This window comes from Stappia sp., assembly GCF_965276915.1.
Taxonomy (GTDB): Bacteria; Pseudomonadota; Alphaproteobacteria; order Rhizobiales; family Stappiaceae; genus Stappia.
Window position 1 is genome coordinate 4,502,042 of sequence record NZ_OZ255709.1, and the last position, 12,838, is coordinate 4,514,879.

At 65.3% G+C, this 12,838-nt stretch carries 10 protein-coding genes; 3 read left to right on the forward strand and 7 right to left on the reverse strand.

What is annotated here, in order from left to right:
- Positions 1 to 144: 144 nt before the first annotated feature.
- The 3 genes from ACQY46_RS21010 to ACQY46_RS21020 all read right to left on the reverse strand — a co-directional run bounded on the left by ACQY46_RS21010 (position 145) and on the right by ACQY46_RS21020 (position 5,547).
- Positions 145 to 1,530 carry a DHA2 family efflux MFS transporter permease subunit gene (locus tag ACQY46_RS21010; protein WP_428697915.1) on the reverse strand — a complete coding sequence of 462 codons (1,386 nt, stop codon included), beginning with the start codon at positions 1,528 to 1,530 and terminating at the stop codon, positions 145 to 147.
- A 637-nt stretch (positions 1,531 to 2,167) separates the two neighbouring features.
- Positions 2,168 to 3,319 (reverse strand): PQQ-dependent sugar dehydrogenase, encoded by a 1,152-nt coding sequence (locus ACQY46_RS21015; protein ID WP_428697916.1) that lies wholly within the window; start codon positions 3,317 to 3,319, stop codon positions 2,168 to 2,170.
- A 152-nt stretch (positions 3,320 to 3,471) separates the two neighbouring features.
- Positions 3,472 to 5,547, reverse strand: a complete 2,076-nt coding sequence (locus ACQY46_RS21020; RefSeq protein WP_428697917.1) for an elongation factor G — start codon at positions 5,545 to 5,547, stop codon at positions 3,472 to 3,474.
- Positions 5,548 to 5,838: 291 nt separating this feature from the next.
- On the opposite strand from ACQY46_RS21020, the gene ACQY46_RS21025 reads away from it, so the two are divergent.
- The gene (locus tag ACQY46_RS21025) at positions 5,839 to 6,369 is read left to right on the forward strand and encodes a hypothetical protein (RefSeq protein ID WP_428697918.1); all 531 of its coding nucleotides are present in this window, start codon (positions 5,839 to 5,841) and stop codon (positions 6,367 to 6,369) included.
- A gap of 286 nt (positions 6,370 to 6,655) precedes the next feature.
- Here ACQY46_RS21025 and ACQY46_RS21030 read toward each other — a convergent pair whose 3' ends face one another.
- From ACQY46_RS21030 to ACQY46_RS21045, 4 genes are all read right to left on the reverse strand, one after another.
- Complete coding sequence (locus ACQY46_RS21030) at positions 6,656 to 7,855, reverse strand: pyridoxal phosphate-dependent aminotransferase (RefSeq protein WP_428697919.1); 1,200 nt, start codon at positions 7,853 to 7,855, stop codon at positions 6,656 to 6,658.
- Between the two features lie 97 nt (positions 7,856 to 7,952).
- Positions 7,953 to 9,617, reverse strand: coding sequence for a pilus assembly protein TadG-related protein (locus ACQY46_RS21035; RefSeq protein ID WP_428697920.1), 1,665 nt, complete (start codon positions 9,615 to 9,617; stop codon positions 7,953 to 7,955).
- Positions 9,618 to 9,634: 17 nt separating this feature from the next.
- Positions 9,635 to 10,063 (reverse strand): TadE/TadG family type IV pilus assembly protein, encoded by a 429-nt coding sequence (locus tag ACQY46_RS21040; RefSeq protein ID WP_428697921.1) that lies wholly within the window; start codon positions 10,061 to 10,063, stop codon positions 9,635 to 9,637.
- Positions 10,064 to 10,783: 720 nt separating this feature from the next.
- Positions 10,784 to 11,899: a PAS domain-containing protein gene (locus tag ACQY46_RS21045; protein ID WP_428697922.1), complete on the reverse strand. Its 1,116-nt coding sequence runs from the start codon at positions 11,897 to 11,899 to the stop codon at positions 10,784 to 10,786.
- A 268-nt stretch (positions 11,900 to 12,167) separates the two neighbouring features.
- On the opposite strand from ACQY46_RS21045, the gene ACQY46_RS21050 reads away from it, so the two are divergent.
- Positions 12,168 to 12,434, forward strand: a complete 267-nt coding sequence (locus ACQY46_RS21050) for a hypothetical protein (protein ID WP_428697923.1) — start codon at positions 12,168 to 12,170, stop codon at positions 12,432 to 12,434.
- Positions 12,434 to 12,622, forward strand: coding sequence for a hypothetical protein (locus tag ACQY46_RS21055; RefSeq protein WP_428697924.1), 189 nt, complete (start codon positions 12,434 to 12,436; stop codon positions 12,620 to 12,622). Before ACQY46_RS21050 ends, ACQY46_RS21055 begins: the two co-directional genes overlap by 1 nt.
- The last annotated feature ends 216 nt before the right edge of the window (positions 12,623 to 12,838 follow it).

A 12,838-nucleotide genomic window follows, 5' to 3' on the forward strand; every position in this document is an offset into this window, starting at 1 on the left:
CGCCCGCACATGCGTGCCGGCCGCGGCACGTCGTGGCGCCGAGCGTTGCTTCTGACCTAGCGCGCGGACCGGCTCCCGGCAAATCAAGTGCGGTTGAACGAAAGGTGCGGGCGGCGTGAAGAGTTGCCGGGCGAAACGCTCCGCTCACGCCTCCCGGCGCTGTCGGTGGCCGGAAGCCTCCTGCCCGGCCGACGCCGGCAGGAAGGCAAAGACCGGCACCGAGACAAGCGCCAGCGCCGCGGTGACGGCAAAGGCCACGTGGAAGTTGACGAGCGCCAACGGATCGCCGGTGAACCAGCCCGTCGCCTCCAGCACGAAGCCTGCAAGCGCCACGCCGAGCGCCAGCGAGACCTGCTGGAACACGGAACTGAGGGCTGTTCCCTGGCTCGCCTCGTCATCGGCAATGCTGGTGAACATCAGCCCGTTGGACGAGGTGAAGAGGAAGGAGCGGGTGAGACCGGCGCCGTAAAGCACCAGCACGAAGATCCACACCGGCGTTCCGGGCGCGAAAGCGGCCATGGCAAGGGTCAGCAGCGCCCCGCCGAGCGAGGCGATCACAAGGGCCGTGCGGAAGCCGAGCGCGGCCAGCGAGCGCTTGACGATGAACTTCATCGAGATGGCTCCGAAGGCGCCGGTGAAGGTGATCAGGCCCGACTGGAAGGCGTTGTAGCCGAAGGACGTCTGCAGCATCAAGGGGATCAGGAAGGGCATCGCCCCCGACGAGACGCGGAAGATGTTGGTGCCCAGCAAGGTCAGCCCGAAGGCCCGGTTGCGCAACAGCCCGAGGTCGAGGATCGGATGGTCCTTTGCCCGCGCATGCACGAGATAGCCGGCAAGCGCTGCAAGCCCGGCAACGGTCGTCACCACGCCGACGACGGGCGGCAGCGCCGGCAGGCTGACGACGGACAGGCCGAAGACGATGCCCGCCGCCGCCGTGCCGCTCAGGAGGAAGCCCCGCCAGTCAAGCGAGGCGGTCGGCCGCCTGGCGATGTCAGGCAGGAAGATGCCGCAAAGCCAGATCCCGGCAATGCCGATCGGCACGTTGATGAGGAAGATCCAGTGCCAGGAGAAATAGGTGGTCAGGAAACCGCCGAGCGGCGGGCCGGCCATCGGACCGATGAGGCCCGGAATGGTCATCAGGGTCATCGCGTGGACAAGGTCCTTCTGCCGGAAGGTCCGGACCAGGATGAGCCGCCCGACCGGCACCATCATCGACCCGCCCATCCCTTGCAGGAAGCGCGAGAGCACGAAGGTGAGCAGCGAGTTGGAAAAGGCGCAGGCGAGCGAACCGATGACGAAGACGACGATGGCGAGGCGAAACACCCGCTTGGCCCCGAACGTGTCGGCCATCCAGCCGCTGGCCGGGATGAAGACGCCAAGCGCCACCAGGTAGGAGGTCAGCGCCAGTTTCAGCGCGATCGGACTGGTGCCGAGATCCGCCGCGATCACCGGCAGCGAGGTGGCGATGACGGTGGAATCCATCATCTCCATGAAAAACGCGAAAGCGATGATAAGCGGAACGGTGTTCATGATGTCCGGGGGTGGCGCGCGACAAGGGGAAGACGGCGAGGAAAGGGAAACGGGGCCGCTCCCTCTCAATAGCGCGAAAGCCCGGTACTGCAAATGGCGGATGCACCGGCGCGGGCGGAGGAGCTGCCGCGCCGGCCTCGTCCTATTGCGAGGGAGCAACAGGCGGCAGGCCCTCAAACGGATCAAGGGGCTTGAGTTCAAACCGATATAGCCCCGGAGGGACATCGTACGGCGCGCACCGCAGAGCCGCGCGTCGTGCCGAGTCTGCGAGGATGCTGGCTCCAGGTATATCGGAGTCAAAACCTGAGGCTCGGAAGTTGCCGTTGCCGTTGCCGTCGATCCTCGCGTCCATGACCACAGTGTGATCTTTTATGGTCTCATGTGTGTTCCAACATGCTGATATCTCCCGCGAAAGAGTTTCCTCGGGGCTAGCTTCAGCACTCGTGACGGCAAGCAAAGTTAGTAACATAAATGCCAATATCCGCATGCTCCCGCCTCCGACGTCATGGTCGTGGCAGCATCGCGGTCAATGGGTCGCCTTGTCAACGCGAGGGGCATTGTGGGAGCCGGCACAATCGGACATTGCAAATGGCGGATGCACCGGCGCGGGCGGAGGAGCTGCCGCGCCGGCCTCGTCCTATCGCGCCCCGGAAATCCGATAAAGCGCGCCCTCGCCCTCGTCGGTGGAGAACCAGAGCGTCCCGTCCGGTCCGTTGCGCAGGGTGCGGATGCGCCCGTAGTCGCCGACGACGAGTTGCTCCTCGGCGACGACCTCGCCGTTTTCCACCTCGAGCCGCGAGATCAGCTGGTCCTTGAGCGCGCCGACAAAGAGGCTGCCGCGCCATTGCGGGACGGCGTCGCCCGTGTAGAAGGCCATGCCGGACGGGGCGATCGACGGGTCCCAGTAATGCAAGGGCTGCTCGTAGCCCTGCGCCTGCGCCCCCACACCGATCCGCAGCCCCGAATAGTGGCGGCCATAGGAGATGACCGGCCAGCCGTAATTCCTGCCCGCTTCCGGCCGGTTGATTTCGTCGCCACCGCGCGCGCCGTGCTCGACCGTCCACAAAAGCCCGGTCGAAGGTTCGATCGCCGCACCCTGGATGTTGCGATGGCCGGTCGACCAGATTTCGGGCAAGGCCTTCGCTCCATCGGCAAAGGGGTTGTCGTCGGGGATAGACCCGTCGGCATTGACCCGCAGGACAGACCCCGCATGGTCCTTCGGGTCCTGGGCACGGTCGGCATCGCCCCGGTCGCCGAGCGTCACGAAGAGCGTGCCATCGGGCGCCGGCACGATGCGCGAGCCGAAATGGCGGCCGCTCCCGGTCTTCTTCTCCATCCGCGCGATGACGGCAACGTCGGCAAGCCGCGCCGTGTCGCCCTCGCGCAGCAGCCGGGCCGTCGCGGCGGCCGTGCCCGCACCGCCCGTTCCCGGCTCGGAGAAGGTGAAATAGACGCGGCCGCTCGTCCCGAAATCGGGCGCGACGACCAGATCGAGCAACCCGCCTTGCCCCACGGCGCGCACCCTGGGCACGCCGGTGACCTCGATGCGGCGCTCGCCGTCGGTGGAGACAAGCCACATGCGCCCCTCAACCTCGTTGACCAGCAACGAGCCGTCGGGAAGGAAGTCGAAGCCCCAGGGATAGGAGAGGTCCGCGACGGCGCGGGTGACGGTGAACTTCACCCCGCCGGCCTCATGCACGCCCTGCGCCGATGCCGGCGCAAGGGTGATGGCCGTCAGTGCCAGCGCACCGGCGACAGTCGAAGAAACACCTGTAAGAACTGCTCGCAAGGGATCCCTCCCGCCTGATTGGCAGCCTGATTGGCCGCCTGATTGGCAACCTGACCTGCCCCCGCCCTATAGCTAGGGAGCAGACTGCCGAGGTCCAGACTGGAAGCGGCAGGGAGCGGGTGGCGCGACGCACCGCCCGCTCCCTGTGGATGTCACGCCGCCTGGCGGCCGTGGCGGGCGAGCACCGCGTCGGCCGGCTTGCCGGTCAGTTCGGCGAGGTGGTCGAAGCGGTTGACATAGGTGGCGACGCCGGCGGTGGCCGAGCGCAGCTCGACGATCAGCCCGCCGATCTCCGTCTCCGGCATCAAGGCCTGCACCTCGTCCCATCCGGCCCAGCCAGGACGGGCGTCGAAGCCGAGCAATTGCCCCCGCCGGCTCGAGACGATGGCGTTGATGCGCGCCGTCGCATCGCTCGGGCAGGCGATGGTGACATGGTGGATAGGCTCGAGCAGCACCGGCTTGCATTGCGGCAAGCCCTCGCGCATCGCCTGGATCGCCGCCATGCGGAACGCCTGGTCGGAGGAATCGACGCTGTGATAGGAGCCGTCCGTCAGCGTCACGGCGATATCGACGGTGGGAAAGCCCAGCGTGCCGCTCTTCAGCGCCTCCTCCACGCCGGCACGCACGGAGGCGATATACTGCTTGGGGATCACCCCGCCCGTGATCGTGTCGTTGAAGACGAAGCCCTCGCCGCGCGGCATCGGCCTTATGTCGATGGCCACGTCGCCGAACTGGCCATGGCCGCCCGACTGCTTCTTGTGGCGCGCCCGGACGGAGGTCGACCCGCGGATCGTCTCGCGATAGGGAATGGTGGAATCTGCCGTTTCCACCGCCAGCCCGTATTTGCCCGTCAGCCGCTCCAGCGCGACGCGCAGATGCATCTCGCCCTGCCCCTCGATCCGGGTCTCGCCGGTGTCCTGGCTCTGGGTCACGACGAGCGCCGGATCCTCCTCGGCCAGCTTGGCGAGCGCGGCCGAGAGCTTGACCTCGTCGCGGCGCTCGCTCGGCGAGACGGCGAGGCCCAGCACCGGCAGCGGCATGTCGAGCGGCGCCAGTTGGGGCACCGCGGAGCCTCCACCCAGCGTGTTGCCCGTATGCACCCCGTCGAGCTTGCCAAGGCCGACCGTGTCGCCGGCTTCCGCCGGGCCGCGCTTGTTCGCCTGCTGGCCCATCAGCCTGTAGAAACCGGATATCCGCGCCGGCTCGCCGTCCGGCCGGGTCAGCGTGTCCGCGTCCGAAAGGGTGCCGCAGATGAGCCGCGCCAGCGACAGCTTGCCGGCATGCAGCGTGTGGACGGTCTTGAGCACCTGGACGAGCGTGCCGCCATCGTCGGAGATCCCGAGCCGGGTGCGGGTCTCGGCGATGCCCGGCGCGTCGTGGCGCAGCGCCTTCATCAGCCGGCCGATGCCGTTGCCATGCTCGGCCGAGCCGAACAGCACCGGGCAGATCAGCCCGTCGCGCAGCTCGCTGCCGATATCGTCGAAGACCCGGTCGCGCTCCGGAGCGATGTCCTCCAGCAGCGATTCCATCAGGACGTCGTCATGGTCGGCCAGCGTCTCCAGCATGGAGAAGCGCGCCTCGACCTCCCGCGCCATCGCCTCGTCGGGGATCTCGATCACCTGGCTTGCCGCGTGCTCGCGGTAGACATAGGCGCGCTCCAGCGCAAGGTCGATGAAGCCGGTGGCGATGCCGCCGCTCCAGATCGGGATCTGGCGCATGACCAGCGGCGCGGCCGAGGCCGGCTGCAGCATGGCCAGCACATCGCGCAGCCGCATGGAGGTCCTGTCGATCTTGTTCAGGAACAGGATGCGGGGAATGCCGCGATCCTCAAGCTGCTTGAGAATGACCTGAAGCGCGGCCACCTTCTTCTCGTCCGCCTCGGCAACGACGATGGCAAGGTCGATGCCGGCAAGCACGCCGGCGGTCTCGCCCAGAAAGTCGATGGAGCCGGGACAATCGAGGAAAACGAAACGGTCGCCGAGATACTCGGTCTCGGCCATGTTGAGTTCGACGCTCATGGAGTGGGCGCGCGCCTCCGGCGCGGCATCGCCGACCGTGTTGCCGGCCGTCACCGCTCCCTGCCGCGAAATGGCCCCCGTGCGGGCGAGCAACGCTTCCAGCAGCGACGTCTTGCCGCTGCCGAAGGGCCCGAAGATCCCGATGCACCGGGGCCCCGTATCTCTGCCGGCTTGGGTGCCGGCGCTCCCGTTCGTCCTGTTGTCGCCCATGCTCAAGTCTCCTTCCCATCAGGTCCCGGAAGGACCGGTTGTCGTAGAAGGAACCGGGCGCGGCTCTGATCGGACGGCGCCGCGCACCAGCACCGCCGCCCGCCAGACACGGGCGGACATTCATCGTCGCGCCGATGACGCGGGGAACGCAAGGGAAACCTGTGCTGCGGTGCATTACGGGGGCTGTCAGGCGGTGCGCACCGTCTATGCCGTAAGACAACACGATGGGTTCTCTGTTCAAGCGGGTAGTACTATCTTTTGCAGACTCGTCCCCGCTGATATGAAGCAGAGATGGATCGAAAACATATCTTCAGTAAGATCGGTGGCCTTGCCATCACACTGGGCGGAGGTGTAGCGATGGCTTTTGGGCCAGACACATTTCCCGACCTAGCGCCAATAGCCACCTATGGCGGAATAGCCTTAGTTGTTTTTGGCATAATTCTATCGTTTATTTTTTTTGCAAAAACCTCAGAAAAATCGGCGAGAGAGGTAATTCCTATGGGTGATAGCTACCATAACTCAGGAGTAAACTACGGGATTGTTGGGCCCGTAAACAACTACGGGCCACAAAAACTCACATTTGATCAAAATATCGCATCTGAAATACTCAAACTCATGCCTAATAAAAAGACAGTAATTCTGAAAACTATAGGCGGAAGATCAGACCAAGACGTAGGAAATCAATATCATGAATTCCTCGTCTCTAACGGCTTCGAGGTCCAACGCAGCATTCTCGGGGGGTTGAATCCACCACCAGACAACAAGATTTCCTTTGGCGAGTCGGAAAACAGCTACACGATAACAATCGCTCCAAGCACCTAGATTTCAATTTATACCAAGAACTTGAAAGGTATATATTTCACGAAAACTCCCTGCCGAGGTTGCCAATGGATCCCTGCTCTCCGCTTCGCTCCGGCTGGGATGACGTCCGAGAGGGAGGCAGGGCCGGCGTGCCGCCAAGAGCGCAGAAGGGACGACGTCCGGGTGAAGGATGGCGCCTTAAAACGGGCAAGGGCCGCGAAACGAGCCAAAAGCAAAGGCCCGGCGGATCGCCCCGCCGGGCCTTGAGCCGATCGACATTGCCGCGCGCCGAACCGGCGCGGGCGGCTTATCTCAGGTTGCCGCAGAAGCGCTGGATGCGCGTGCAGGCTTCCTCCAGCGCCTCGGTCGAGGTCGCGTAGGAAATGCGGAAGTTGGGGCCGAGACCGAAGGCCGATCCTTGCACGACGGCAACGCCCTCGGTTTCCAGCAGCTCGGTGACGAAATCCTCGTCGGTCTCGATCACCTTGCCCGACGGCGCGGTCCTGCCGAGCGTGCCGGCGCAGGACGGGAAGACGTAGAACGCGCCTTCCGGCACCGGGCAGGAGAGGCCCTTCGCCTGGTTCAGCATCGAGACGACGAGATCGCGGCGCGACTTGAACACCTCGTTGTTGGCGGGGATGAAGTCCTGCGGACCGTTCAGCGCCTCGACCGCCGCCCACTGGGCGATGGAGCTGGGGTTGGAGGTCGACTGCGACTGCACCTTGGCCATCGCCTTGATCAGCTCGGCCGGGCCGCCGGCATAGCCGATGCGCCAGCCGGTCATGGCATAGGCCTTGGAGACGCCGTTCACCGTCAGCGTGCGATCATGGAGCTTCGGCTCGACCTGCGCGGGGGTGGTGAACTCGAAACCGTCATAGACGAGGTGCTCGTACATGTCGTCGGACATGATCCACACATGCGGATGGCGCATCAGGACGTCGGTCAGGCCCTTCAGCTCGTCGCGCGTATAGGCCGCGCCGGACGGGTTGGAGGGCGAGTTGAAGATCAGCCACTTGGTCTTCGGCGTGATCGCCGCCTCGAGCGCCTCCGGGGTGATCTTGAACGTCGACTTGTCGGCCTCCACGATCACCGGCTCGCCGCCGGCGAGCAGCACCATGTCCGGATAGCTGACCCAGTAGGGCGTCGGGATGATGACTTCGTCGCCCGGATTGATGGTCGCGACGAGGGCGTTGTAGAGCACCTGCTTGCCGCCGGTGCCGACGCTGACCTGCGAGGGCTCATAGGCAAGGCCGTTCTCGCGCTTGAACTTGGCGCAGATCGCCGCCTTCAGCTCGGGAATGCCGTCGACGGCCGTGTATTTCGTCTTGCCCTCGTTGATCGCCGCGATGGCGGCCGCCTTGACGTTTTCGGGAGTGTCGAAATCCGGCTCGCCCGCGCCCAGGCCGATGACATCGCGTCCGGCGGCCTTGAGTTCGCGCGCCTTGTTGGTCACGGCAATGGTGGCGGAGGGTTTGACGCGCGCCAGTGCGTCGGCGATGAAGCCCATGATGCTCTCCCGGTGAGGCAGGTGGTTGCAGGCGCGCGGAGACTACTTCCCGCGCTCCCGCCACGCAAGGGAGATGGCCAACGTCCACGCAAGCCGCCTAACCGGCAAGCACGCCGCCGCCGCAGCGGATGCCGTGGACCCGCACATCCGCCTCGCCCAGATGCAGGCCGAGCGTCGTCAAGAGCCCGTGCACGGCGGCGTCGAGCGGATCGGCGACATTGCCCAGCACGCTGCCGACCGTGTCGGCGATCGGACCGGGAAGCGACAGGCCGAGCGACAGCAGCTTGACCTCGACATCGAGATCCGACAGCAGGCTGGAGACCAGCGAACCGGCGATCGAGTTGGTGCTGGTGCGCTTCACCGTACCGCGCTCGACGTCGCGCGCGGTGAAGACGAGCCGCGTGCCGAGCGAATTGCCCACATCGACATGCGCCTTGCCGGTGACCTTGACCAGCGGCGCCTCGACGATGCGAGCCGGGTAGAGATACGGCGTGTTGCCGAAATCGGACAGGTCGCCGCCGCCGAGTTCTCCGATCCAGGCCTCCGCGATCCCCGGCCGGGCGACGACCACCGCCCGCGACGAGCCGCCATAGGGGCAGGAAACGGAGGCAAGGCTTGCCTCGCCATAGGCGAGATCGACGACGAGCGGCAACCGCAGGCGGACATTGGCGAGCACGCCGGCACCGCCGACCTCAGCCACCAGCCGCAGCCGCGTCTGCGCGGTGCGCACCTTCGCCGCTTTCGGCCCGACGGCGATCATCGCGCTGTGGCGGGGCATCTCGCCGATCGCCAGGTCGACGGTCAGCGACAGGAGCCCCGGAACCTCGGCGCCCAGGTCGAGCTTGACCTGGCGCGCGCCATTGGCAAGCACCAGCGAGGAGCCGAGGATCTGCATGGCCGAGACCTGCGCGTCGAGCCCCGGCGCCGGATCGTCGATGGCGAGCATCGCGAAGGGACCGAGATCGAAGAGCGAGGCCAGCGGCACCTCGCCATTGAGCCCGCCGGAGGCCAGCAGCCGCTTCAGCGCCAGTTCCGCCGCCGTGTCGCCGTTGCCGCCGGCGATCTTCGCCATCGCGGCAACGAGGTCGCCCGTCGTCACCGAGGCGTCGAGCACATCCTGGAAGGTGCCGGCCGTCAGGTCGATCTCGGTGGCGACCGCCTGGATCGTCTGCGCGATCTGCACATCGGCCGAGGCGAGCCCCTGATAGTCCATCACATTGAGATTGACCGTGGTCCCCAGCAGCTTGCCAAGCAGCTCGTTGGCGACGCCGTCGCGCAGGGCGAGCAGGCGCGTGCCGATCGAGAACGAGGCCATCTCTGCATTGGCGGCCAGCGCCGTCACCCCGATGGTCGTCGTCTGGGAGGAGAACACCTTGGCGAAATAGACCCGTCCGGGTTTCGCCAGATTGACCCTGACCGCATTGTAGGGCTGCAGGTTGGCCCGGAAACGGCGCGTGTGGTCGAGCGCCGGATCCTGGACGTAGTTGCCGCGGATGACGGTGAAGTCGGCCTCAACGCCGTTTGCCTGGAGCGTCGCGGCGACGGCGGCTTCCGCGCGGGAGATATCGGAGGCGCCGGCGACGGCGGCAAGATCGGCCGTTCCCTGCAGGGTCCGCCGCTCGAGGAACAGCGCGCCCACATCGACGGCAAGGGCAAGCGCCCCCATGATCACGGCAAAGAAGAAGGCCGTGATCATGGCGACCGATCCCTCCCGGTCGCGGGCAAGGGAGATGAGGAGCTTGCGTAAACCGGTGCTTTGCATGACGTGTCCTCCTCGCGTCAATAGCCGCCGCGCTTGACGACGGCGGTACGCGCGATGGTCTGGCTCGGCAGGGGAAGAATGGGACCGATCGCCCAGATCGGCAGGCTGCTGGCGTCATAGAAGACGGCAACGCGGAACTGGGTGGCGTCGGTGGCGACGGGCCCGGCCTCCACGCTCACGTGGCTCACGTCGAGAAGGGCGTATTGACGGGCATTCTCGGTGACGTGGCGGTTGGCGATCTGGATCCTCTCGGGATCCGACAGGCCGGCGATGGAGGCACGGGCCGCATCGGCGGCGAGTTGCTGAACACTGTGCGTCGCACCGAAATAAATGCCGTAGGCGATGATCCCGAGCATGACCAGCACGAAGACCGGCAACACAAGGGCGAATTCAACGGCCGACGCACCTGATTTTTCCCGCAGGAAGCGGTCGATCAACTTGCGCATGCAATGGCTCCTTCCTTGAGGAAGGGCGCGAAGCTTGCGGGTCGTGCCGCATGGATATCAAATCAAGTCCGAAAATAAAAAATTGAACAAGGACATCGACATGACATCGTGTTACTCCGGATTTATCTTCCGGAAATATTCTGGCACAACTTATCTTCACGCCATACAGACGATGATAGTCCGATTATCGCGCTAAAATTGTGTAAACTTTGCTTTTGATTAACAGGCGTTAAACGATTTAGTTTATCAGGAACACAAAATACATCTGTGATTTTTTTCATTCAAAAACAGGAATGTACCGGGGGTTGCATCGCCAAAAATACGAATTTTCGAACATTCGCTCTTACTTGAAAAAATCGCCTGAAATTATCTTTTGCCGTGCGGATTGCAGAAATTTCCGCCGCCAGCCCGTTGCGGCCGGCCATGGACCCGGTTTCCGGGGCCGCGTCCCGCCTTTTCAACGCCGCCGCGGACGCCGGACGACAGGCCGCCCCGGACGCGCTCGCGCCGGCTGCATGCACCGGGCCCTTGCGCAACAGCGCGCAAGCCGCGGGCACGCACCGTCCGGGCAGGAGGAGCGGACAAGATGCAAGGCCGGGAAACACTCGGGGAAAGGCACGGCGTTTCTCGCCGGACTTGGGAATGGAAGCGCAGGTCGCCGCATCCAGCTCCCGTACCCCGTGTCCTGGCGGACGCGGGACGGGACCTGGGTCCGGGTGATCAGTGCTTGCTCTCGATCAGCAGGTAATGGGTGGTGCCCGCGTCGATGACCGTCGCGCGCATGCGCTTGCTGCGCGAGACGCCGTCGAAGCCGCTGACCGTCGCCTGCAGGGGCGTGTTGCCGCCCTTGCGGGCATGTTCGATCAGGCTCAGGAACGTCTTCGGATGCAGCATGGTCTCGGTGATCGGCGCCGATTCCATCAGCTGCTCGGTGACCGCGAAGGTCTTGCGCGCCGCATTGTTGGCGGAGATCAGCATCCGGGTCTTGATGTCGACCACCAGCATCGGCGCATGCACGCAGTTGAAGATCTGCTGGAAGTCGATGCCGCTTTCCTTGACCTTGGAGGCGGAAAACACGACGCCGCCGAGCCCGGCCGAGACCCGGAACGGGATCAGGTCGAAATCCAGCGTCATGGAATCGCCGCTTGCCAGGAAGAAGCGCTTGCTGCCGTCCATCGGCGCGCGCCGCGCCAGCGTCGTCAGCACCACCGAGGTCAGGGTCTTGCCGACCCGGTTCGGGATATGCGCGATATTGCGCCCGATGCACAGCGAGGGATCGGGAATGCCGAACAGCTTGTAGAGCGCGTCATTGGCGTAACGGAGATAACCGAAACTGTCGCAGACAAGCACCGCCTTCTCGCTGTCCTCGACGAGATGACGGATCAGCGGCGCGACGCCGCGCACCGCCGTGCCGTTCGCCTCGTCCTCCACCTCGGAGCCCGAAACGGCGACGACGAAGGTGCGCCCGCCTTCGGCCTGGTAGCGCATCGCCACCAGCGACAGCCCGGCGCCAAGGTCATCGCCGCCGAGCTCGACCGGGCCGGCCGAGCCGTTCTTCACGGCAAGCTGGATCAGGCTGAGGATCTGCTTCTGGTCGTTCTGCGCCATGTGGCGCATCGCCGTCGACAGCGACGCGTCGTTGAGGCCGGAGCGGTGCTCGAAATCGAGAGATCGCGGTTCCAGCCAGACCACCCGCTTCGCCTGGATGTCGACCATGAAGAAGGACAGGCCCGCCACCGACATCGCCGGCGTGCCGCCGTCGCTGGCAACGGGCTGGCTGATCGTCTCCGCATCCGCCGGCACCGGGTGCCGCTCAGCCTTCTCCATTGCGTCCATTTTTCGTTTTCCGGTTCTTGCCGGGCGCCCCGGGTTGCCCCTGGCCCCAGCCGTCATGCTGCGTTGTCCTCACCTTCGCGCAAAGCTCCTGCGATTCAGTAAAAGCGGTCACAGAAAATCGCATGCTCCGCATTCATAATTGCGCAGGCTCCTGCCTTGCTTCCGCCGCGAAATGACACAGGAAGCGCCCGATTGGCGGCCTCAGGCAGCCCATATCGACGGTCATCTTCGCAGCATCGAAATTGCACGAAGCCCCGGAGTACCAGTCATGCGTTCCACAAGCTCCACACGTCATTCGCGTTTCGGCAAGTCCGTCCGCGCGGTGGCGATCGCCGCCATCGGCTCGGTTCCCGCCGTGCTGATCGCCTCGAGCGCCCGTGCCGCCAACACGACCGCCGCCGACGAATGGACCATCGGCCTGCTGGCGCTCGCCTTCGGCTCGATGCTGATCGTCCTGACCCTGCTGGGCAGCCGCATGACACAGGGTCTGCGCACCAGCCTGCGTCAGCGCGACACCGCCGGGAGGCAGATGTGATGCGTCGCGGCACTTTTGACACGCTCGGGGTCACGCGGCGCGCGGAAGACGAGCGCGCGGCCATGTTTCTTGCCGTCGCCGTCGCAGCCGGCCTTCTTTTCGCGGCCTCGCTGACCATGTTCGGCGGCCCGCTCACCGAAACGATCCGCGACCTCGGCCCGCAGGTGGCGGCAGTCGGGCAACGCTGAGCAGCCCCGGTCGGCCCTCACGCACCGAACCCGGGCCGCTTTCGGGCTGCCCCCTCGCCTTTCCTGTCCCGCTTCCCCCCACTGGCATTCCCGGCAGTCCGAGCGTAGGCTCGCGGAACGGCAGGTTCCGCGAGGCCGACCGCCGGATGCAGCGCTCGGCGCGGCATCGATGTGGCGGTTCCGGATTTCGCCCCTGCCTCGATGTCAGGCATGCCG

What these genes read in the sequence shown, in the direction of transcription:
- ACQY46_RS21010 (WP_428697915.1), bottom strand. Translation starts at nt 1,530, where the DNA reads ATGAACACCGTTCCGCTTATCATCGCTTTCGCGTTTTTCATGGAGATG.
- ACQY46_RS21020 (WP_428697917.1), bottom strand. Translation starts at nt 5,547, where the DNA reads ATGGGCGACAACAGGACGAACGGGAGCGCCGGCACCCAAGCCGGCAGA.
- ACQY46_RS21025 (WP_428697918.1), top strand. Translation starts at nt 5,839, where the DNA reads ATGGATCGAAAACATATCTTCAGTAAGATCGGTGGCCTTGCCATCACA.
- ACQY46_RS21030 (WP_428697919.1), bottom strand. Translation starts at nt 7,855, where the DNA reads ATGGGCTTCATCGCCGACGCACTGGCGCGCGTCAAACCCTCCGCCACC.
- ACQY46_RS21035 (WP_428697920.1), bottom strand. Translation starts at nt 9,617, where the DNA reads ATGCAAAGCACCGGTTTACGCAAGCTCCTCATCTCCCTTGCCCGCGAC.
- ACQY46_RS21040 (WP_428697921.1), bottom strand. Translation starts at nt 10,063, where the DNA reads ATGCGCAAGTTGATCGACCGCTTCCTGCGGGAAAAATCAGGTGCGTCG.
- ACQY46_RS21045 (WP_428697922.1), bottom strand. Translation starts at nt 11,899, where the DNA reads ATGGACGCAATGGAGAAGGCTGAGCGGCACCCGGTGCCGGCGGATGCG.
- ACQY46_RS21050 (WP_428697923.1), top strand. Translation starts at nt 12,168, where the DNA reads ATGCGTTCCACAAGCTCCACACGTCATTCGCGTTTCGGCAAGTCCGTC.
- ACQY46_RS21055 (WP_428697924.1), top strand. Translation starts at nt 12,434, where the DNA reads ATGCGTCGCGGCACTTTTGACACGCTCGGGGTCACGCGGCGCGCGGAA.